This window comes from Pseudomonas sp. GW823-FHT02C02 (assembly GCF_058797635.1).
This window is the reverse complement of record NZ_JBXAJV010000001.1, coordinates 569,467-591,161: the sequence shown is the minus strand read 5'-3', so window position 1 is coordinate 591,161 and position 21,695 is coordinate 569,467. Positions and strand designations below refer to the sequence as shown.

General features: G+C 61.3%; 19 protein-coding genes. 6 read left to right on the top strand and 13 right to left on the bottom strand.

The annotated features are described in order from the left end of the window. Position 1 precedes the first annotated feature (1 nt). The gene (locus tag AC1ROI_RS02570; protein WP_010460980.1) at positions 2-1,087 is read right to left on the bottom strand and encodes an ABC transporter ATP-binding protein; all 1,086 of its coding nucleotides are present in this window, start codon (positions 1,085-1,087) and stop codon (positions 2-4) included. Between the two features lie 140 nt (positions 1,088-1,227). On the opposite strand from AC1ROI_RS02570, the gene AC1ROI_RS02565 reads away from it, so the two are divergent. From AC1ROI_RS02565 to uvrA, 3 genes are all read left to right on the top strand, one after another. Further along, on the top strand, positions 1,228-1,917 hold the full coding sequence (locus tag AC1ROI_RS02565) for a GntR family transcriptional regulator (RefSeq protein WP_010460977.1): 690 nt from the start codon (positions 1,228-1,230) through the stop codon (positions 1,915-1,917). Positions 1,918-2,063: 146 nt separating this feature from the next. Beyond that, a complete protein-coding gene (locus tag AC1ROI_RS02560; RefSeq protein ID WP_102593987.1) occupies positions 2,064-4,175 on the top strand; it encodes a hybrid sensor histidine kinase/response regulator in 2,112 nt (703 codons plus the stop codon). A gap of 121 nt (positions 4,176-4,296) precedes the next feature. Beyond that, positions 4,297-6,924: an excinuclease ABC subunit UvrA gene (gene uvrA, locus AC1ROI_RS02555; RefSeq protein ID WP_102593988.1), complete on the top strand. Its 2,628-nt coding sequence runs from the start codon at positions 4,297-4,299 to the stop codon at positions 6,922-6,924. Positions 6,925-7,000: 76 nt separating this feature from the next. Here uvrA and AC1ROI_RS02550 read toward each other — a convergent pair whose 3' ends face one another. Genes AC1ROI_RS02550 through AC1ROI_RS02525 form a run of 6 tightly spaced genes read right to left on the bottom strand, consistent with a single transcriptional unit; the run spans position 7,001 to position 12,428 of the window. After that, positions 7,001-8,944, bottom strand: coding sequence for a response regulator (locus AC1ROI_RS02550; protein ID WP_102593989.1), 1,944 nt, complete (start codon positions 8,942-8,944; stop codon positions 7,001-7,003). After that, positions 8,934-9,809: a sensor histidine kinase gene (locus AC1ROI_RS02545; protein WP_102593990.1), complete on the bottom strand. Its 876-nt coding sequence runs from the start codon at positions 9,807-9,809 to the stop codon at positions 8,934-8,936. Before AC1ROI_RS02545 ends, AC1ROI_RS02550 begins: the two co-directional genes overlap by 11 nt. Then, positions 9,802-10,812 (bottom strand): ATP-binding protein, encoded by a 1,011-nt coding sequence (locus AC1ROI_RS02540; protein WP_077749701.1) that lies wholly within the window; start codon positions 10,810-10,812, stop codon positions 9,802-9,804. Before AC1ROI_RS02540 ends, AC1ROI_RS02545 begins: the two co-directional genes overlap by 8 nt. Beyond that, entirely contained in the window at positions 10,809-11,213 is a 405-nt protein-coding gene (locus AC1ROI_RS02535) for an anti-sigma regulatory factor (protein ID WP_010460966.1), read from the bottom strand. Before AC1ROI_RS02535 ends, AC1ROI_RS02540 begins: the two co-directional genes overlap by 4 nt. Further along, on the bottom strand, positions 11,210-11,572 hold the full coding sequence (locus AC1ROI_RS02530; protein WP_077749680.1) for an STAS domain-containing protein: 363 nt from the start codon (positions 11,570-11,572) through the stop codon (positions 11,210-11,212). Before AC1ROI_RS02530 ends, AC1ROI_RS02535 begins: the two co-directional genes overlap by 4 nt. A 4-nt stretch (positions 11,573-11,576) precedes the next feature. Then, on the bottom strand, positions 11,577-12,428 hold the full coding sequence (locus tag AC1ROI_RS02525; RefSeq protein WP_010460961.1) for an STAS domain-containing protein: 852 nt from the start codon (positions 12,426-12,428) through the stop codon (positions 11,577-11,579). Between the two features lie 281 nt (positions 12,429-12,709). On the opposite strand from AC1ROI_RS02525, the gene AC1ROI_RS02520 reads away from it, so the two are divergent. After that, entirely contained in the window at positions 12,710-12,982 is a 273-nt protein-coding gene (locus AC1ROI_RS02520) for a hypothetical protein (RefSeq protein WP_077749679.1), read from the top strand. A gap of 54 nt (positions 12,983-13,036) precedes the next feature. Here the strand turns inward: AC1ROI_RS02520 and AC1ROI_RS02515 are convergent, their stop codons facing one another. Then, positions 13,037-13,558: a DUF4142 domain-containing protein gene (locus AC1ROI_RS02515; RefSeq protein ID WP_077749678.1), complete on the bottom strand. Its 522-nt coding sequence runs from the start codon at positions 13,556-13,558 to the stop codon at positions 13,037-13,039. Positions 13,559-13,776: 218 nt separating this feature from the next. Between AC1ROI_RS02515 and AC1ROI_RS02510 the strand changes: the two genes are divergently transcribed. Together AC1ROI_RS02510 and AC1ROI_RS02505 are read left to right on the top strand one after the other, a co-directional pair. After that, positions 13,777-14,019, top strand: a complete 243-nt coding sequence (locus tag AC1ROI_RS02510) for a hypothetical protein (RefSeq protein ID WP_010460955.1) — start codon at positions 13,777-13,779, stop codon at positions 14,017-14,019. 111 nt (positions 14,020-14,130) lie between these two features. Then, positions 14,131-14,373, top strand: a complete 243-nt coding sequence (locus AC1ROI_RS02505) for a hypothetical protein (protein ID WP_010460953.1) — start codon at positions 14,131-14,133, stop codon at positions 14,371-14,373. A gap of 107 nt (positions 14,374-14,480) precedes the next feature. Here the strand turns inward: AC1ROI_RS02505 and AC1ROI_RS02500 are convergent, their stop codons facing one another. The 5 genes from AC1ROI_RS02500 to AC1ROI_RS02480 all read right to left on the bottom strand — a co-directional run bounded on the left by AC1ROI_RS02500 (position 14,481) and on the right by AC1ROI_RS02480 (position 21,602). After that, positions 14,481-15,572 (bottom strand): SMP-30/gluconolactonase/LRE family protein, encoded by a 1,092-nt coding sequence (locus tag AC1ROI_RS02500; protein ID WP_010460951.1) that lies wholly within the window; start codon positions 15,570-15,572, stop codon positions 14,481-14,483. Continuing rightward, the gene (locus tag AC1ROI_RS02495; RefSeq protein WP_102593991.1) at positions 15,569-16,708 is read right to left on the bottom strand and encodes an SRPBCC family protein; all 1,140 of its coding nucleotides are present in this window, start codon (positions 16,706-16,708) and stop codon (positions 15,569-15,571) included. The genes AC1ROI_RS02500 and AC1ROI_RS02495 overlap by 4 nt, the downstream gene beginning before the upstream one ends. A 100-nt stretch (positions 16,709-16,808) precedes the next feature. Continuing rightward, positions 16,809-17,672, bottom strand: coding sequence for a LysR family transcriptional regulator (locus AC1ROI_RS02490; RefSeq protein WP_010460947.1), 864 nt, complete (start codon positions 17,670-17,672; stop codon positions 16,809-16,811). Between the two features lie 54 nt (positions 17,673-17,726). Further along, on the bottom strand, positions 17,727-19,451 hold the full coding sequence (locus tag AC1ROI_RS02485) for a hydrogenase maturation protein (protein WP_102593992.1): 1,725 nt from the start codon (positions 19,449-19,451) through the stop codon (positions 17,727-17,729). A 303-nt stretch (positions 19,452-19,754) separates the two neighbouring features. Next, positions 19,755-21,602: an amidohydrolase gene (locus AC1ROI_RS02480; RefSeq protein ID WP_010460943.1), complete on the bottom strand. Its 1,848-nt coding sequence runs from the start codon at positions 21,600-21,602 to the stop codon at positions 19,755-19,757. Positions 21,603-21,695: the final 93 nt, after the last annotated feature.

The following is a 21,695-nucleotide window of genomic DNA, read 5'->3' as shown; positions in this document are numbered from 1 at the left end:
CTCAGGCCTCCATCAACAGGCAGGCGTGGGGCGGCAGATTGACCGCCACGCGATCACCGACCACCCGGCCACGGTTCAGGCCTTCGTTGTTTTCGCGCAGCATGACCTTGATGTCGTTGTTCAAGCGGCACTGATAAAGCGTCGCGGTGCCGACATACAACACCGCTTCGATTACGCCGCGCAGGTGATGCGGTTGCGCCGGATCGACCAGTTGCGAACGTTCCGGGCGAAAGGCCAATTGCACCTTGGCGCCGTCGAAGCCTTGAGCCGGGCAAGGAATTTCCACCGGCATGCCGCTCGGCACGAAGAGTTTTTCGTTCTGCTGGCCGCGCTTGAGGTGGCCGGGGAGGAAGTTGATGTCGCCGATGAACTGGGCGACGAATTGATGTTGCGGGCGTTCGTAAATGTCGTTGGGCGTGCCGATCTGCAGGATCTTGCCGGCGGACATCACGGCAATGCGATCAGACAGCGTCAGCGCTTCTTCCTGATCGTGAGTCACGAAAATGAAGGTGATGCCGGCTTCCTTCTGTACGCGCTTGAGTTCGACCTGCATTTCCTTGCGCAGCTTGAGGTCCAGCGCCGACAGCGGCTCATCCAGCAACAGTACTTTGGGTTTCGGCGCCAGGGCCCGGGCCAGGGCTACGCGTTGCTGTTGACCGCCCGACAATTCGGCCGGTTTGCGCCTGGCCAGGTGTTGCATTTGCACCAGCGCCAGCATCTCATCGACACGCTGGGCAATTTGCTTGTGATCAAGACCCTGCATCTCGAGGCCGAAGGCGATATTCTGCGCGACACTCATGTGCGGAAACAGCGCGTAGCTCTGAAAGACGGTGTTGACCCGACGCTTGAACGGCGGCAAATCGTTGACCGGTTCGCCCGCCAGACGGATCTCGCCGTCGCTGACATGTTCGAAGCCAGCGATGGTGCGCAGGAGGGTGGTTTTGCCGCAGCCGGAAGGGCCGAGCAGGGTGAAGAATTCGTTGTCGGCAATGTCGACTGATACGTTGTCGAGGGCTGGAGCCAGTCCCGGATCGTCGGAATACCGTTTAGAGACGTTACGCACTTCGATAGCTATTGGTTGACCCATAATGGTGCAATCCTCTAATTATTGTATGCAATATCTGGATGCAATCTACAAATAACCGGATTAATCTGCCCGTGCAACCCCCTTTTTCAAAGGCTGCTCATCGCCTGGGGCCGGTTGTTTAGCGCTAAAGGAGGGTTGAAATGACCGATAAGAAACTCGAAACCACGGTCGACCGCGTCTACCAAGGGGTTTACGAGGCGATCAGCAAACGTTCGTTGCGCCCCGGCATGAAGCTCGGAGAGGCTTCGCTGGCCGAACTTTTTAATGTCAGCCGCACGTCGGTTCGTGCCGCGCTCAAGCAATTGGAAGCGGATGGGCTGGTCACCACCGAGCCCAATAAGGGGGCGTCGGTGTCGTTGCCCAGCGACGAAGAGATCCGTTCGCTGTTCGAAACCCGGCGGTTGATCGAGATCGGCATCGTCAGCGAACTCTGCCGTCGTCGGGACACCGCGGTGACCCAGGACTTGCGCGATCATTTGTTGCTGGAAGATGAAGCGCACCGCAGCGGCGACCACGAACGGCTGATTCATCTGCTCGGCGAGTTCCACATCAAACTCGCGCGAAGCCTGAACAACCCGGTGCTGCTGGACTGGTTCCAGAAGCTGATTTCCCGCGCCTCGCTGTACGCCGCCGCCCTCGACGACGACAGCCACGAGGCGTGCCGCGATGATGAACACCTTCGGCTGATCGAATACATCGAGGCCGGCAATCAAAGCGCGGCCATCGAGCTGACCTGCATGCATTTGAATGGTATCGAGAAGGCGATCCTCGACGTCGCCGCCACACTGAAAACCGGCTACCACCCGCTCAAGCACCTGATTGAGGTCTAGCGTTCGCCACAAGAGCCCGCACGGTTTGAATCGGCTAACCTCATATGAAACCATTGGCGTCGGCGATGCTCGAAACAAACGGGCACGCGCCGTCCTCGCACTGCGATCCCGCATTTCAGTCACTCACAGGGACAAAGAGCCAGTCGATGCAGTTTCTATCTGATAGCCACGGGTGTGCCGGCTGGAACGGTGAAATGGCCGGGCGCATCCGCGCGTTCGACTGGAGCCAGACCGAGCTTGGAAACATCGACACCTGGCCCGCCAGTCTGTGCAGCACGGTGCGGCTGATGCTCGCGTCGCCACTGCCGATGGTGATGCTCTGGGGGCGCGAGGGCTACATGATCTATAACGATGCCTACTCGACGTTTGCCGGTGGTCGCCATCCGTATCTGCTGGGCTCGCCGGTCGAGTTGGGTTGGCCGGAAGTGGCCGAGTTCAATCGACATGTGGTGGATACCTGCCTGGCCGGCGGCACCTTGTCCTATCGTAATAAATTGCTGGAATTGCTACGCGACGGGGTCCCCGAAGACGTCTGGCTGGACCTGTATTACAGCCCTGTCGCCGATGATGAAGGGCGCCCCGCCGGGGTCATGGCGATGGTCGTTGAAACCACTGAATATGTAATCTCCGAACGCCGGCGCCAGGAAGCCGAAGACGCCTATCGCGCCGACAACGAACGGGTGCGCCTGGCGCTCAATGCCGGGGCTTTGCTCGGCTCGTTCGTCTGGGACATCAAGGGCAACGTGCTGTCCGGTGACGAGCGCTTCGCCCGGACGTTCTCCTACCCGACCGAGCAGAACCTGGCCGACCTGCCCGCCGACATTGCTGAAGCCAAGATTCATCCCGACGACCGCAGCTGGGTCCAGGAACGGGTCAGTCAGTCAGTGGCGACCGGCGAGCCCTTCAACGCCGAGTACCGGGTCTTGCGCCCCGACGGCAGCTATTTGTGGGTGCAGGCGAGCGGCTGCTGCGAGTTCAACGAACAGGGCGAGCCGTTCCGCTTCCCCGGCGTGTTGATTGACATTCATGAACGCAAGATTGCTGAAGAATCTCTGCTCAAATTCACCCGCAACCTGGAGCAGCGCGTGGCCGATGAAGTCGATGCGCGGCTGGCGGCTGAAGAGCAACTGCGCCAGTCGCAGAAGCTCGAAGCCATCGGCGGCCTCACCGGCGGCGTGGCCCACGATTTCAATAACCTGCTGCAGGTGATCGCCGGCAACCTGCACCTGCTGGCGCGGCATGAGCCGGACAACGCCAACGTGCAGCGCCGGGTCAGTGCATCGATTGCGGCCGTCGAGCGCGGCGCCAAACTGTCTTCGCAATTGCTCGCGTTTGCCCGCCGCCAACCGTTGTCGCCGGCGGTGTGCGACCCACAACTGATATTCGAAGGGCTGGGTGAGCTGTTGCAACGGGCTCTGGGGGAAACCATCCAGATTGATGTGCAGGTGCCGCAAGAACCTTGGTACATCAACGTCGACCGCAACCAGTTGGAAAACGCCATTCTCAACCTGGCGATCAATGCCCGTGACGCCATGCAGGGCGAAGGGACCATTGAGCTGAGCGCCGGGAATGTCGCGCTCGATCGTAAATTCTGTGCCGGTAAGGGCATCGCGGCGGGCGATTATGTGCGTGTCGCGGTGGCCGACAGCGGCGCCGGTATGTCGCCCGAAATACTCGGGCAGGCGTTCGAGCCGTTTTTCACCACCAAGGCTGATGGTCAGGGCACGGGGTTGGGACTGAGCATGGTGTTCGGTTTCGTCAAACAGAGCGGCGGGCACATCGAGATCTCCAGCATCGTCGGGCAGGGCACTCGGGTGCAGCTTTACTTCCCGCGCAGCTTGCGTGCGTTGCCCATTGAAACAACATTACGTAATTCACCCCGGCAGGGCGGGCACGAAACCATCCTGGTGGTGGAGGACAACGAAGCGGTGCGCAGCTCGGCGGTGGAATTGCTGAGCGAAGAGGGCTATCAGGTCCTGACCGCGGCCAACGGCGACCAGGCGATGCAGATGTTGCTGGAGGGCGTGCGGGTGAACCTGATTTTCACCGATGTTGTCATGCCCGGCCTGATCAAAAGCTCGGACCTGGCAGCCTGGGCCAAGGTGCAGAATCCCCCGGTGGCGGTGCTGTTTACCTCCGGCCACACTCGGGACATCATCTCGCGCAATCACCAGCTCAGCCCGGATACCCATCTGCTGAGCAAACCTTATGGGCCCGAAGCCCTGACACACATGATCCACACCGTCCTCAGTGGCTAACCACGCACACATTATGGGGGGTTGAATGATCGTTCCCTCGCTCTGCGCGGGAATGATCAGGTGGGAGCACGCTCGCTCCCTAGGATTTTGTGTTTTTTCTGCTATCCAATAAGGGCTCACGATGACTTCAACGCGTACCTCCAATCCTCCTTCCGGCATGGTCAGGGTACGCGGTGCCCGGGAACACAACCTCAAGAACATTGACGTCGACATTCCACGGGATGCCCTGGTGGTGTTCACCGGCGTCTCGGGGTCGGGCAAGTCGTCGCTGGCGTTTTCCACGCTGTACGCTGAAGCGCAGCGCCGTTATTTCGAATCCGTGGCGCCCTACGCGCGGCGGCTGATCGATCAGGTCGGTGTGCCGGACGTGGATTCCATCGAAGGCCTGCCCCCGGCCGTGGCCCTGCAACAGCAGCGCGGCACGCCGAGTACGCGGTCTTCGGTGGGCAGCGTGACGACGCTGTCGAGCCTGATCCGCATGCTGTACTCCCGGGCCGGCAGTTATCCGCCGGGGCAGCCGATGCTGTACGCCGAGGACTTCTCACCCAACACGCCTCAAGGCGCCTGCGCCGAATGTCATGGCCTGGGCCGGGTGTATGAAGTCACCGAAGCCTTGATGGTCCCGGACCCGAGCCTGACCATCCGCCAACGGGCGGTGGCGTCCTGGCCCACGGCGTGGCAAGGGCAGAACCTGCGCGACATCCTGGTGACGATGGGCTACGACGTCGACAAACCCTGGCGTGATCTGCCGAAAAAGCAGCGTGACTGGATCCTCTTCACCGAGGAAACACCGACTGTTCCGGTGTATGCCGGGCTCACCCCGGAAGAAACCAAAGTGGCGCTCAAACGCAAAATGGAGCCCAGCTACCAGGGCACCTTCACCGGCGCCCGACGCTACATCCTGCACACGTTCAGCCACTCGCAAAGTGCGTTGATGAAGAAGCGCGTCGCGCAATTCATGCTCGGCAGTCCTTGCCCGTTGTGCGACGGTAAACGGCTCAAGCGCGAGGCGTTGTCGGTGACCTTTGCCGGCTATGACATCGGCGAGCTGTCGCAGATGCCGTTGCTGCAAGTGGCCGAGGTGCTGAAACCGGTGGCGGCCCACAGCTACCTTGAACAGGCCGATGAGGCGGGCGAGGTGTTGACTCACCGTCAGACCCGCGAGGCCCGTGAACAGCGCGTGGCCCACGGCGCCAGCGGCCACGCCAACGCGCCGGATGTGCGGCATACGCCTAACTTGTCGGTGGAGAAACGCCTGGCCGCGCAACGCATCGCCCAGGATTTACTGGAACGGGTCAGCACGTTGACCGATCTGGGTCTTGGTTATCTGGCGCTGGAGCGCAGCACGCCGACACTGTCGTCCGGCGAGTTGCAACGGCTGCGCCTGGCCACGCAATTGGGTTCGCAGTTGTTCGGCGTGATCTACGTGCTGGATGAACCGTCGGCCGGTCTGCATCCGGCCGATGGGGAAGCGCTGTTCGAAGCGCTGCAACGCTTGAAGGCGGCTGGCAATACGTTGTTTGTGGTTGAACACGACCTGGAAACCATGCGCCGTGCGGACTGGCTGATCGATGTCGGCCCGGCGGCGGGTGAGCATGGCGGTCGGATCCTCTACAGCGGACCGCCACAGGGGCTGACCGAAATCAAAGATTCCCAGACCCGCGCCTACTTGTTCGCCGAGCAAGTCACCGAAGCCAGAACCAGCCGCAAGCCGACCGATTGGCTGCGCCTGGAAGGCATCACGCGCAATAACCTGAACGACCTCGGCGTCGAGTTTCCCTTGGGGTGTTTTACCTCGGTGACCGGCGTTTCCGGTTCCGGCAAATCGAGCCTGGTCAGTCAGGCCTTGCTCGAGTTGGTGGGTGCGCATCTGGGGCGCGCGACCAGCGCCAGCGAACCTGAAGAGTTGAGCCTTGAGGACGATGCGCCACAAGTCAGCGGCGGTCAGGTCACGGCGGGGCTGGAATCGATCAAGCGCCTGGTGCAGGTCGATCAGAAACCCATCGGCCGCACGCCGCGCTCGAACCTGGCGACCTACACCGGGCTGTTCGACAACGTGCGCAAACTGTACGCCGCCACTCCCCAGGCGCAGGCCGAGGGCTACGACGCCGGGCAGTTCTCGTTCAACGTCGCCAAAGGCCGTTGCCCGACGTGCGAAGGCGAGGGGTTTGTCAGCGTTGAGTTGCTGTTCATGCCCAGCGTCTATGCACCGTGTCCGACGTGCCATGGCGCTCGCTACAACCCCGAGACGCTCGCGATCGTCTGGCAAGGTCTGAACATTGCTCAGGTCTTGCAATTGACCGTGGACGAAGCGGTCGAGGTGTTCGCCGAGCAACCGGGCATTCGCCGTTCGCTGGAAGTGCTACGCGACATCGGCCTGGGCTATCTGCGCCTCGGCCAGCCAGCCACGGAACTCTCGGGTGGCGAAGCCCAGCGCATCAAACTGGCCACCGAGCTGCAACGCAACCAGCGCGGGGCGACGTTGTATGTGCTCGACGAACCCACCACCGGCTTGCATCCAAGGGACGTTGACCGGCTGCTCGAACAGTTGAATACGCTGGTCGCGGCGGGGCACACGGTGATTGTGGTGGAGCATGAAATGCGCGTGGTGGCGCAGAGTGACTGGGTGATTGATATCGGGCCGGGGGCGGGGGATGAGGGCGGCAAGATTGTCGTTGCCGGCACGCCGCAGAAAGTCGCCAGGAGCAAGAAGAGCAGGACTGCGCCGTTCCTGGCCCGGGTCCTATGATCGTTCCCACGCGTGGGAACGATCAAAATCCGGTTATCGTTCTTCGCGGGCGAGCCTCGCTCCTACAGGATCGGAGTCAGGCGCAATCGAGCGTGCGTCGGACTTTGTCCAACAGCTCATTGATCTGAAACGGCTTGATCAGCATCTCCATGCCATCGCCGAGGAATACCTGGCGATTGATCGCGTTCTCCGCGTAGCCGGTCATGAACAGGATCGGCAAGCCTTCACGCCATCCTCGGGCGACATCGGCCAGTTCCCGGCCGTTCATGCGCGGCAGTCCCACATCCGTCAGCATCAGATCAATCGAGGGGTCGTTCTGCAGGCGTTCAAGGGCGCCTTCGATATCGCCCACCTGCGTGCAGCGATACCCGGCATCCACCAACACTTCGGCAACGAACATGCGCACCGACGGCATGTCTTCGACAATCAGCACATGCTCGCCCGCGCCCTGTTGATCGACGGTCGCCGGTTCCGCTTCCGTGGTGGTCGGGTCGGCGCTGGCGGGCAACATGATCGTGACTTCGGTGCCGCGACGGGCCACGCTGCGGATGTGCGCATCGCCCCCCGATTGCCGGGCGAACCCGTAAATGCTCGACAACCCCAACCCGGTGCCCTGGCCCAGTGGCTTGGTGGTAAAAAACGGGTCGAACACCTTGTCGATCACACTGTGTTCGATGCCCGTCCCGTCATCGCGCACTGAAAGCGCGACATACGCTCCGTCCGCCAGTTTCAGGTCGCCGTGGGAATACGCCGCATAGGTGCTGACCCAGATATTACCGCCTTGGGGAAGGGCGTCGCGGGCGTTGATCACCAGGTTGAGCACGGCGCTTTCCAGCTGGATCGGGTCGACCAGGGCAATCGCGGCCTTGGAGGTCAGTTCGAGTTTGAGCGCAATGTGTTCGCCGATGGTGCGCACCAGCAGTTCCTCAAGGGAACGGATGTGTTCGTTGATGTCCACCGGACGCGTATTGAGCGGTTGCTGGCGCGCGAACGCCAACAAGCGATGGGTCAGCGAGGCGGCGCTCATGGCCGAGTTCAGCGCCGCTTCGGCATAGAACTGGACCTTGTCGGTACGCGAATCGGCCACCCGTTTCTGGATCAGTTCCAGGCTGGTGATAATGCCGGTCAGCAGGTTGTTGAAGTCATGGGCGATGCCGCCCGTCAGCTTGCCCAGCGCGTCCATTTTCTGCACTTGCAGCAACTGGCTCTCGGTGCGCACGCGTGCGGCGATCTCGTGTTCCAGTTGCGAGGTGGCATCGTCGAGACGGGCCAGGTGCGAGCGCTCGCGATGGCGATGCTCGGTGACGTCTTCGACGAATACCAGGCTCAGTTCAGGGGTGCGATACGGCGAAATCTGCCACTCGGTTTCCCGCAGCTCCCCGTCGATGCGCATATTCAGCGTGCCTTTCCAGCGTTCACCCGCCGTCAGGCGCACCCGCAATTCATCGAGGATCGACTCCTGTTGCTCGGCGAAGCATTCGCGCAAGCTCTGTGGATCGCGATTGTCCTGAATCAGTCGGGCGAAGGCGTGATTGCATTCGTGGACTTTGAATTGCGCGTCGAGCACCGCGATGGGGGCCGAGACGTTGACGAAAATCTCCCGAAAACGCGCCTCGCTTTCTCGCAGGGCGTTTTCCGTTTCACGCACCCGCAGCAGGGTGCGCAGGGTGGCCAGCAATACGTCCGGGTCCACGGGATGGATCAGGTAGGCATCGGCTCCAGCGTCCAGGCCAGTGATGATGTCGCCGGTCTGGATCGACGCCGCCGACACGTGAATCACCGGCAACAGCGCCGTGGCCGGCTCCGAACGCAGCTTGCGCACGATATCGAAGCCACTCATGTCCGGCAGGTTGACATCCAGGATCAGCGCGTCGATCAATTCACTGTCGATCAGCGCCAGGCCGTCGCCGCCGGTCCCGGCTTCGAGCACGAGGTAACCGTGGCGTTCCAGGCGTCGACGCAGGGCATAGCGGGTGGCGACGTTGTCATCGACGATCAACAGGCGGATGTCACGTTTCATCGGCGGGCTCCATGGCGATGGCCAGCGGGATGATCACGAAAAAGGTCGAGCCGACCCCGGGCGTGCTTTCTACCCCGACGTCGCCTCCCAGCAGCGCGGCGAAGCGTTTGCACAAAGACAAGCCCAGACCAGTACCGCGCAAGCGTTTCTGCAAGGGCGAATCGACTTGGGAAAAGTCCTCGAACAATGCGCCATGTAGCTCGGCAGCGATACCTATTCCTGTATCCGTGACGGCAAAGCGCACGTGGCTGGAGCCTTCGAGGGAGGCCGAGACCCGCACTTCACCGCGTGTGGTGAATTTCAGCGAGTTGGAAATAAAGTTGCGCAGGATCTGCGCGAGCTTCTTGTCATCGGTGTACAGGCGCGGCAGGCCAACCGGTTCTTCAAAGATCAGGTCCACGGCGGATGCATTGACGATCGGGCGAAACATGCCGCGCAGGGCGGCAAACAGGTCGAACATGTCGAACCAGGCGGGCGAGATGGTGATGCGCCCGGCCTCGATTTTCGCCAGGTCGAGCAAGTCGTCGACCATGTCGCTCAGTTCCCGCGCGGCCGTGCTGACGAACGCGACCTGTTTGTGCTGCTCGGGGCTGAGCGGGCCGTCGAGTTCATCGGTCAGCAGGCTGGCGATGCTCAGGATCGAGCCCAGGGGCGTGCGAAACTCGTGACTCATGTAGGACAGGAAGCGGCTCTTGAGGTCCGACGCCTGACGCAGTTCTTCGGCCTGGTTGTCGAGTTCGGCGTAGAGCGCGAGCACGCCCTGATTGGTTTCGTCGAGCTCTTCGCGCAGCGCCGTGGCTTCACTTTGCAAGCGCTCGATCAATGCCGATTGTTCTTCGATCGGCAGCAGGGGCGATTCAGCCATGGGCAGCCTCCAGTGCAACGACCAGTACCGTTACATCGTCCCGGCCGCGACAGAAGTCGCGATGCAGGACCGCGGCGATCACGGCGGGATGGCGGTACACCAGGCCGGGGTAATCGTGGAGGTTCCAACGGGATTGCAGGCCGTCGCTGTACATGATCAATAGATGTCCGTTCACATGAGCGTAGTCAAAGGGTTGGGCTTTGCGGTATTGCCCGCCGACGATTCCCGGATGGGACGCCAGGCCACGGGACTTGTCCGCACTGATCAGGCTGCCGCCGATATTGCCGATACCGGTGAATCTCAGCGTACCGAGGTGACCGTCGAACTGCGCAATCGCCAGCGCACCGCCGCGGGTGCCTGTCATGGCCTGGTGAATGTCTTCGAGCAGGTACACCGGCGAGGCAAAAGGGGCCAGGGCGAAAGCTTTTTCACCGGCGCGGGCGGCGCGTTCGGCTTCTTCGCCATGACCCAGGCCGTCGATCACCAACGCGCTGAGGTTCGCCCCGTCAAACGCCAGGTGCCAGACATCGCCGCACGCCGGGTCGTTGTGCAGCGAGTGCTGGCTGATGCCGATGCGCAAGTCGGCGGCCTTGCTGGCGCGTGGGTATAACCGGGCCAATAACACGGTGCCGCGCGAGTCGGTATGAACATCGAAGACTTCCGCCTGGCGCGACACTGCCCCCAGGCCGATACCCTGCGTACCGCCCGTGGAAAACCCGTCCGTCATGCACGCCTGCAGGTCAAAGCCTTGGGCACGGTCCACTGCGAGTATCTCGATGCCGTTGGCGCTGCTGCCCGGCAGGATGCGCAGGTGTAATTCGCCCCTGGCCGCATGCTTGAGCACGTTGCTGGCCAATTCAGTGGCCACCAGTGCCACGCGTCCGGCATCCGTCGCGTCGAAACCGTTGTCTTCGGCGAGCTTCTGCGCCGTGCGCCGGGCATGGCCGATCTGGCTGCTGTCCTCGATCAACAGCACTTGGGTCAGCGACCCCCCGATGTTCATGTCCATCGGGTGATCGTGATGCGAGTGCCCTGTCCGGGTACGGTGTCCAGTTCGAACTCATCCACCAGCCGTTTCGCGCCTGTCAGGCCAAGGCCCAGGCCGCTGCCGGAAGTCCAGCCGTCGGTCATTGCCAGTTTGATGTCCGGGATGCCCGGGCCTTCATCTCGAAACGTCAGGCGCAGGCCGACCCGCGAGTTTTCGTCGAGGATCTGCCAGTCCATGTCGCCACCGCCGCCATAGACCATGGTGTTGCGCGCCAGCTCGCTGACGGCGGTCACCAGTTTGGTCAGGTCGATCAGGCGCATGCCGCACTCGGTGGCCAGCTTGCGCGCCGTCTGCCGGGCCAGGACCACGTCCTGCTCGATTTGAATGGGCTGAGTGCCGCTGCTGCGCAGGGTCATTGCTCGCGTACTCGTTCCTGGAGCAGTTTCATCCCGCGCTCGACGTTCAGCGCGGTGCTGACGCCGGGCAAGGTCAGCCCGAGCTCTACCAGCGTGATCGCGACCGCAGGCTGCATGCCGACCAGCACGGTCTGGGCATCCATGATTTTCGACAGGCCGGAGATGGTGCCGATCATTCGACCGATGAACGAGTCGACCATGTCCAGCGCCGAGATGTCGATCAACACGCCGCGAGCGGAAGTCTTGCTGATGCGTTCAGAGAGATCGTCCTGGAGCGTGAGGGCAAGCTGGTCATGCATGTCCACCTGAATGGTCACCAGCAGGAAGTCGCCCATCTGCAAAATCGGAATGCGCTCCATCGTCTTAAACCGTCTTGCTGACGGTGATTCCCAGACGGGTCAGGGCCAGTTTCAGGGCATCGGCCAGGTTGGCCTTGGTGACCACGCCTTGCAGGTCCAGCCCCAGGTGAACGATGGTCTGTGCGATCTGCGGACGCACGCCGCTGATGATGCAATCGGCGCCCATCAGGCGAATTGCAGTCACGGTTTTGAGCAGGTGCTGAGCCACCAGGGTGTCAACGGTCGGCACACCGGTGATGTCGATGATGGCGATTTCCGAGCCGGTATCGACGATGCGTTGCAGCAGCGATTCCATCACCACCTGGGTGCGTTGCGAGTCCAGGGTGCCGATCATCGGCAGGGCGAGGACGCCGTCCCAGAGCTTGACCACCGGGGTGGAGAGTTCCAGCAGTTCTTCCTGCTGACGCTTGATCACTGCTTCGCGGGATTTCTGGAAGGTACGGATGGTGTGCATGCCCAGCGCGTCGAGCAGCTCGGACACTTGCCAGAGCTGTTCGGCCAGTACCCCAGGATTTTCTTTGTAGTGAGACTGCAGCAGGGAAAACAGCGGACCTTTCAGTGAAAAAATGAAACTGGCGGTCTGGTGCGAATCCTGGCCGAGCAGGGCGCGGCTGTGGGAGAGTTTTTCGAGGAACTGACGAGCCTCATCCCAACCCGGCGCGGCGATGTTGGGACCGTTGCCGTTTTCCAGGCCCGCGGTCACCAGTTGCAGAAAATCCGAGGTTTGCTGCTTGAGATCGTGGTCTTTGACATTACGATTGGCACCACCGGCTTCCAGGCTCTTGATCCATTCCCCAAGCAAATACGTGTGGTTGTTTTTCATCGCGTCGAGTGTGTTGATCTGCATTGCTGCCATGTCCTTGTGCTCCTGAAAGATGGCGGGCCGATTCCCCAAAAACGATCGACCCGAATCAGTGACATTTGCCGTCTGAAATAGTTGTTCGTCCCGACAAGAATTTTTCGTCCTGGCCGGCATTTGCCCGGTAACTCTAGTCGGCACTGCCGCAGACGGCGATTTTTTGACCTTGAGCCTGACGTTGCCTGTCCATTGGATTGAACCCCTGTCCCGGGGTGGCTTCGAACCTTTAAGCCCCCGGCTGTTTGAATCGTGGGCTGGCCGTTACGAGCGAGGTGTGTATGAAAGACGAATCGACACAACAACAGGATCAATCGGGGATGCCGGTCGACCGCAATGACCCGGCGATTGACCCGCAGACGCCGGGTGAGGGTGCGCCAGGCGGTCAGCGTCAGAGCCAATCCTCCGACTCAGAAAGCGCTGACGCAGCGGTGGATCAGAAGAACCGCCATACCGACAATGACAACGAGTTCAGCCCCGGCTTCAAACCGAATCCCGACCGGCCGAAACCCGGCGATGACACGGATGCCGACATCGATACCGATGGCGGCTAGTGCCGGCAGTATGCAGAAAGGCCGCATCCATCGATGCGGCCTTCTTTTTACCGGTTATTTGCTGGGGTGGGCGGCCTGGAGCTCTTTCGCCATCTCCAGGTGTTTTTCCAGTGCCGGCAGCATTTTTTGCGCGAAGCCTTTCAAATCGGTGGCGCCTTTGACCTTGTCGTCCGTCACCGTGTTGGCCTGTTTTTCGAACAGCTTGATCGTGTCTTCGTGGGCCTTCACTTGGTTATTGGCATAGGCCGCGTCGAAGGACTCGTCCCGCATGTCGAGGATTTTTTCCTTGGCCTGTTTGACCAGCGTCGTCTCGTCCGGGACCTCGATGTCATTCTTTTTCGCCAGGGCCGCCAGTTCATCGTTGGCCTTGGAATGATCGGTGATCATCATGTTGGCGAATTTCTTGATGTCGGCCGATGAGCTTTTTTCCAGCGCCAGTCGGCTGGTCTCGATTTCCGCAATGCCACCTGCGGCTGCGTTGTCGACAAAGTCATTGGAAGTGGCAGCAAAAGCTGTGCCCATGCTGGTGCTCAAGGCGACGGCCAGGGCGAGATGGCGCAGGGTGAATCCGTCCATTGGTCATTCTCCACACAGGTTCGGGTTAGCGATCGAGGTGATCGTTATTCAATGGAGGCAGGCGCTGCGCTAAAGGTTTTATCGGGTTTGCGCCAGGACGACGAACGGACACCGCTGGTCTGATAGGCGGTCGACAGAACCGGCCAACCGAGGCCATTCTGATAGTTGGCGAACGCAATCGATCGCGTTTGCTGCCGATCAACAAACGGAGGTGTTCCATGCCGGTGCCACACGACCTTTATCAGGACCTGAAACTTTCAAAGGAAGATATCCAGCAAAAACGCTCCAAGGATCCGTTACTGGATTCACTGATCAACAAGTATTCGCAAGCGGACGCCGAGGTAGTAAAGGCTGAAACCGCAAAATCGGATGCGCCCAGCGATGACGCACTGAAGAAGCTCAAGGAGACGCGCGTGCAGGTTAAGCAAAAGATCGTTGACCGGCTCCAATCGCCGTCCTGACACGCCTTGTCCACCCACCGACAACCGGTGACTGAAAAATTGGAACGGTGATCAAGACCGGCACCTCGAAAGATCAGAGTCCGACCTTTTCGACTCCTTGCGAGGTGCCTTATGAACGAGCCCAGATTTCCAAGTGAAGAGCAGGGCGGGTACGACCCGATCCCGACTCATCCCGAACCGCTAAGCCCCGGCCGCACGACGGTCAATCCCGAAGACGAGCCGGGCATCGACGAATTGCCGAACAACGAAGGCGTGCGCCCGCTGGATGAAGACGACTCCACCGCGATGGACCCTGAGCGGGTGCTTGAAGAGACGGACAATGCCGTGCGCGATAACGAGATAGATCCCCGCTAGCCAAAACCACCACATACCCCCTGTAGGAGCGAGCCTGCCAGTCAATATCACTATTGAATGGCAGACTGCCCGCGCGAGCAGGCCCGCTCCCACATTTTTGGTGTGCGTTATTTCTGGAGCGCGGTGTTCAGGGGCAGGCGCGCCATGTTTTTTGCCTTCAACGAACCCAGGTACAACCAGTCCCCATACTCGCGTACTGTCGTGATCGGCGAGTAATTACCGGTGCTCGCATCCTGCAGGTTGGCAATCACCTTGCCGTCCAGGTCCAGACCCAGCGCAAAGGCGCGCTTTTCCACGGGTTTGGGCAGTACCGTCAATGCCCGAACAATCATTTTGCGCACGAACGGGTGCTGCGCCGTGGCGTCGAGCAGCGCATTACGCGGTGCGTAGAGCGCCACCCAGAAACGGTCGCGGCCATTGAACGCGAGGTTGTCCGGCAGCCCCGGCAGATTGTCGATAAATACATCGTGAGTTCCGGCATTCGGCCCGCTCAACCAGAAACGGATGATGCGGTAAGCGCCAGTTTCGTTGACCAGCACAAAGCTGTCGTCCGGGCCCAGCGTCACGCCGTTGGCAAACTCCAGCGTGTCCAGCAACACCGTGGTCTTGCCGGTCTGGAAGTCGTAACGCAACAAACGGCCGTCGCCCCCGTGCTCGATGATTGCCTCGCCATCCTTGCCGTAGCCCCAGCGGCTGGAAGCGTCGCTGAAATAGGCGTAGTGCCCGGATTTATCGATGGCCACGTCATCGGTAAACCCGAAAGGCACGCCGCCGGCCGAGGTGGTCAGCGGGATCAACCGGCCCTGGGCATCCAGCGACAGCAAACCCTTCACGCCGTCAGCGATTACCAGCAACCCGTTCGGGTGCCGCGCCAGGCCCAGAGGCCGGCCGCCGGTATCGGCCAGCACTTTGGTGTCCTTGCCGTCGAGGCTGGTGCGGATCAGCCGGCCGTCGTGCAGCCCGGTGATGAGCACGTTATCTTCCAGCAGCAGCGCCTCGGGCCCTTCGATGTCCGCCGGGCCGACACGCTCCACCCCTTTGAGCCGCTGATTGTCGGCATACACCCCGCTGGTCAGGGAAGGCGCCGGCGGCGGTGTCCAGGCCACCGGCCGAACCTTGGTCGGGAACAACAATAGAAAAGCCCCCAGGACAATGATCAGCAGCGACAACAGATGGCGAAACCTGAAGGCGCTTCTCACACGCTGACTCCTGCCGGATTCAGGTTTTTCTGCGCCATGTCACGCAACGCCAGCATCGATGCTGCGGACTCACGCTCGATACGTCGCTTGAGCAGCAATCGATTGGTGATTCGCATCGCCAGGCCCGAGAATTGATACTCCAGGGTCCGTACAAAACGTGTGCCTTCGCCCTGCGCCTCGCATTCGTAGGTCACGACCAGCGACAACCCGTGATCACCGCGCGCCCAGGCACTCCAGCGGCGTCCTGGCAGGTATTCGTTGACTTCCCAACTCAAGTGCCCCGCGCGCCCGCCGGCACTGATGTCCTCCTCGAACCGCAGGCCGGCATGCAGCGGCCCACCCTGGCCCTCGACCTTCAGGGACGACGGATGCCACTCCGGCCAACGGGTGACGGTGCTGGCATAGGCGAGCACGTCAATCGGAGTTCCAGCGATAGCGATCTGGTGCTGCATGCGGGTCATGGTCGTACTCGTCAGGGGGGCAGGCACCGGCTCCCAGTACAGGGTGCCGAACAGGTAGTCCATCAGCGGGAAAACGATATTGAAATTGCGTTCCTGCATCAGCTCGCGGCGGTGATGCAGTTCATGCAGGCGGCGCATCTGGCGGATCCACGGCAGACGTGTGACCGGGTTGTCCGGCGGTAAATGCTCGCAGGCATGGAACACCTCGTACATCAGGTACCCTAGGACCAGACAGCCACCAAACAATCCGGCGACGTTGGCATTGACCTGCTTGAACAGCCACCAGGCGGGCAGGGTGAAGACCACGGTGTGGATCACGATCAGCCAGGCTGGAAACAGAATCACCCGCCAGTCCCGGGCAGTATCGTAGGTCATGTGGCCGGGGGCGAAAAAACTGTGATGGTCGCCGGCATGGCGGGCGTAGAACATCCGCGCGAAGCTCTTTTTGTGATGCCCCAAGTGCCGGTGCACCAGGTACACGCCGAAGTTGAAGAACAACAGCGTCAACGGCACTGTCAGCCATTCCAGCGGCCGGACCTGATGCACAGTGCTCCAGAACCCACCGATGGCCAGCACGCCGAACAGCAGCACAAAGGCCCCGTGCAGCCAGGGGTTGTAGAGCGGATGGATGTCAGCGCGATAGCGGTCGCGGAATGCCTGGGTGGTTTGCCTCACTGCGTTCACCTCTGCTTATTGTTATCACCAGCAGATTAGCTGATCTGCCCGCGCAAGCTTGGGCAAACCTGGATGACACAAGCGCCATGATCCGGTGTATTCAGGTCAGCGGATTCCAGCGCTGGGACCAGTCGTCGTCGATCTTGATCACTTCACGCAGTAAATCGAAGGCCCGTTGCAGGGTCGCCGAGTCGCGATCCCGCGAGTAAACCAGGTAGGTCGGGTAACTGAATTCCGGGGCTTTGGGCACGGGCTCCAGCACGCCGCTTTCGAGGTAACTCTGCACCACGCGTGTACGGAAGTAGCCGCTGCCGCCGTTTTCCAGAATGTATTGCAAGGCCAGGGGGCCGAGGTTAAAGCTCAGGGCGGCCTTGGCTTTTTCCGGCAGGGCGGCATCGTGCTGGCGGCGGAAGTCCGGACCCCAGTCGATATACACATAAGGATCGGGCTGCCCGGCGAGGCGTACCAGGATGAGTTTTTCTTCGAGGATCTGCTCGACTTGCAGGCGCGGCCAATATTCGGGCTGATAGACCAGCGCCGCGTCCAGCACCCCCAGTTCCAGTTGGCGCAGCAGGGTCTCGCCGTCGCGGATTTCCATGCGCAAGGCGTGACTGGGAATCTTCTCGCGCAGTTCGCCGGCCCAACTGAGCATCAGCGGATTGCACAGACTGACCTCGCCGCCAATGTGCAGCACATCGCGGTAACCGTCGGGCAACGGCAAGTCCCGCCGCGCGGCTTCCCAGGTCTCGACCAGTTGATTGGCGTACACCACAAAGGCCTCGCCATTGGGGGTCAGCCGCGCGCCGGCACGGTTGCGCACGAATAACGTGCTGCCCAGCTGGCTCTCGAGTTTTTGCACGCGCGCCGTGATTGCGGTCTGGGTGACGTGAAGTTTTTCCGCCGCGGCAGCCAGGCTGCCGTGGCGAACAATTTCCAGAAAGGTGCGAGCGAGATCAATGTCCATGGGGCGGCCGGTGCGGGAGGTGCCGGCATTGTAAACGGATCTGCGGGGGCCGGCTTATGTAGCAGCGGCCAACGGCTGCGTCCGGCTGCGCTGGCGTGCCCACTGCGCCACCAGCCGCACCGGTGTGCCGCACGCCTTGCGCTTGAACACAAAATGTCGGCACTTCTCGGCGAACTGTTTGCGGTCGTGCACCATGTCCAGTTCCATCGCCGCCAGCTCGGCGTTTCTGCAGTGCTGCATGAGTTGGGTATCGAGCCGGCTCTTGCGCTCGCGCACAGCGGCATACGCCGGATCGGTCAGCGCATTGCCCGCCCGTTGCAACAACCACCGGCCGAACGCGTCCGGGCAGCGTGGGCCGATTTCCTGAACCATGCCCAGTTGCATGGCATGCGTCGCGCTGACCGGCAGGCACTCCTCGCAAAGTTTTTCCGCCATCCGCGGACCGACGGCGCGGGGCAGGCTGTAGGTCCAGTATTCAGAGCCGTACAGCCCCATGGTTTTGTAGTGCGGGTTGAGGACGATATCCGCGCGCGCGAAGACAATATCTGCGGCCAGCGCCAGCATCACGCCGCCGGCCCCGGCACTGCCCGTCAGGCCGCTGACCACCAGTTGCCGGGCGCTGAGCATTTCTTCGCAGACGTCGTCGATCGCCTGGATATTGGCCCAGGCCTCCAGCCCCGGCGCCTCGGCAGCCTGGATCACGTTGAGGTGCACGCCATTGGAGAAACTGCCGCGCCCACCCTTGATCAGCAGCACCTGGGTATCTCGGGTCTTGGCCCAGCGCAGAGCGGTGACCAGTCGCTGGCATTGCTCGGTGCTCATGGCGCCGTTATAAAACTCGAAGGTGAGCTCGCCGACAGTCCCCGATTCACGGTAGCGGATCGGTTGATAGGTTTCGGTGTCAGGGGACGAGGCGATCGATCCGTGGAGGATGGGCACGTTATTCAGTTGAGCAGCGAGTACATGCCGGGCTGGACGTTTGAAGGTTTCTTCGCCCGGCCGGGGTTTGCGTCGCATCGAACCGATCCACACACTGTGATCGCCGGTGGCGACCAGTACCGCGTCGTCGCGCACCGCCAGAATGTCTCCAGGTGTGCCGCTGCGTGAGTCCAGATGGGCGTCGTACACGTAATACTGACCACCTGCCAGGCTCGCCAATACGCCAGGTTGCCCGTCCGCTGCGTCGATGCAGCGTTTGATGAATCGCGAGCAGTCATGCCAACCGAAGGTCCGATCAGCCTGGTTCATGTTCGGCTGCAAGTGGCCCATCACCCGGGGATGATGTTCGACCGGTACGGGCTCATAACCGTCGATGAATTTGTCCACGACATCACGAATGCAGCGGATCGCGGCATCGCTGACCGGGCCGTTATACAGCTCGGATTTGCGCAGGCCTTGGGGGAGGTTGAATTCGCACGTAGACCAGACCGGCCCGGCATCCATGTCTTCCACGGCTTGAAGCGCGGTGACACCCCAGCGGGTCAGCTCACGGGTAATGGCCCAATCCAGTGCGCTGGCGCCCCGGTCACCGACAATGCCCGGATGGATAATCACCAGCGGGCGATCACGGTTGCTCCACAGGAGTTGCGGCACCCGGTCCTTGAGGAATGGGCAAATCACCAGGTCGGCCCCCGACTGCTCAATCTGCTCGCAGACAGCTTCTTCGTCGGTGAACAGCACTACGCTGGGGCTATGTCCCAACTCGCGCAATTCGAGCCAGGCCCTTTGGCTCAGACCATTGAATGCCGATGACAACAGGATAATGTTGAGTGAACGCATGTTTGACTCTTCCTTGAGAATGGCCGGCCATCAGCCTCGAATAAGCCTTCATTGGCTTTCGATGCAAGTTAGGTTGCGGGAATGACAGGCGCTGGACCTTGATGTGGGTCAAACCATTCCGACTTGCCTGTCAGTTGAAAGAATAGGGCCGACGTCCTTGTGCTGGCACCTGTAAGAACTAACAGTTTTTTAGACGAGTTTGCGATGTCGGCGGTCGCTAAAGAAGGGGGGATTCGCGAGTGCGGCTACAGCCTGGGAGTCATGCCTGAGGCAGACCCCCAGTGGGTGTGGGGGAATCATTATTCAAAACGCAAAACACGAACAGCCAAACGCGCCCCAGAACCCCTGAAAGTCGCTGACCGGCGCTGACGACAATCGCGCCCGCTCGTGGCTGTGCGCATGCACCGCGCACGCGCCGATGCATTGATGCACCTGCGCCGTCAGTGGCGCCACGGGCTTCCAGTGGCCCGGCACCTTGGCGACGGGCGACCACTCGGGCACCACAGGAATCGGCGGCGGCCCGAGTTTTTCAAACTCGACGCTGCCGTAGACGATCTTGCCGTCGACAATGGTCAGCACCGACTCGATCCATTTGATCGCTTCATCGTCGATGTGGAAATAGTCCGCCGAGAGTGCAATCAGATCCGCCAGTTGCCCGACCTTGATCTGGCCTTTCTTGCCTTGTTCGGACGAAAACCAGGCGCTGCCGTGGGTGAAGAGTTCCAGCGCCGTATCGCGGCTCAAGCCTTGCGGGTACAGTTCCAGTCCGCCAACGGTGCGGCCGCTGACCAGCCAATACATCGATGTCCAGGGGTTGTAGCTGGACACCCGCGTGGCATCGGTGCCGGCCCCCACCGGAATACCTTCTGCGAGCATGCGCGCAATCGGCGGCGTGTGTTCGGCGGCTTTGGCGCCATAGCGGTCGACGAAATATTCGCCCTGGAAAGCCATGCGATCCTGAATGGCGATGCCCCCGCCCAAGGCTTTGACCCGCTCGATGTTCCGCGGGGTGATGGTTTCCGCATGATCGAAAAACCACGGTAAACCGTCGAACGGGATGTCGCGATTGACCTTCTCGAACACGTCGAGCATGCGGCTGATGGATTCGTTGTAGGTGGCATGCAGGCGGAACGGCCAGCGCTGTTCCACCAGATGCCGCACCACTGGTTCCAACTCCTGTTCCATGGTTTGCGGCAAGTCCGGGCGTGGTTCGAGGAAGTCTTCGAAGTCGGCCGCCGAAAACACCAGCATTTCCCCGGCACCGTTGTGCCGCAGGAAATCGTCGCCCTGGCCGTAATGGGAGGTGCTGGTCCAGTTTTTGAAGTCGGTCAGCTCTTCCTTGGGTTTCTGTGTGAACAGGTTGTAGGCGATGCGCACGGTGAGTTGCTGGTCTTTGGCCAGCTGCTGAATGACTTGATAGTCGTCCGGGTAATTCTGATAACCGCCGCCGGCATCGATGGCGCTGGTCACGCCGAGGCGATTGAGTTCGCGCATGAACTGGCGGGTCGAGTTGACCTGATAGTCCAGCGGCAACTTCGGCCCCTTGGCCAGGGTCGAGTAGAGAATCATCGCGTTCGGGCGGGCGATCAGCATGCCGGTGGGATCACCATTAGCGTCCCGCTGGATTTCGCCGCCCGGCGGGTTCGGCGTGTCGCGGGTATAACCGACCACTTTCAGCGCCGCGCGGTTGAGCAGGGCGCGGTCGTAAAGGTGCAGCACGAACACCGGGGTGTCCGGTGCGGCTTTGTTCAGTTCATCAATCGTCGGCAGGCGCTTCTCGGCAAACTGGAATTCGTTCCAGCCACCGACCACCCGCACCCATTGCGGTGTGGGCGTTCGGTCGGCCTGGTCCTTGAGCAGGCGCAGGGCATCGACCAGCGATGGCACGCCTTCCCAGCGCAGTTCGAGGTTGTAGTTCAAGCCACCGCGGATCAGGTGCAGGTGCGAGTCGTTGAGGCCGGGAATCACCGTGCGTCCGTGCAAGTCGACGATCTGTGTGCCGGGGCCTTGCAGGGCCATGGCCTGGGCGTCGCTGCCGACTACCACGAAGCGTCCGTCCTTGATCGCGACGGCGCTGGCCTGGGGTTTCTTGCGGTCGACGGTGTGCAGGCGTCCGTTGTACAGAATGAGGTCGGCCGGGGTGTCGGGCATGGTTTTACTCCCTGCGATGAGCGGGCTGATCCAGGCACCGACGGCGCCTGCCGAAAGGCCTTGCAGTACACGTCGGCGGTTCAGACCTTCGTG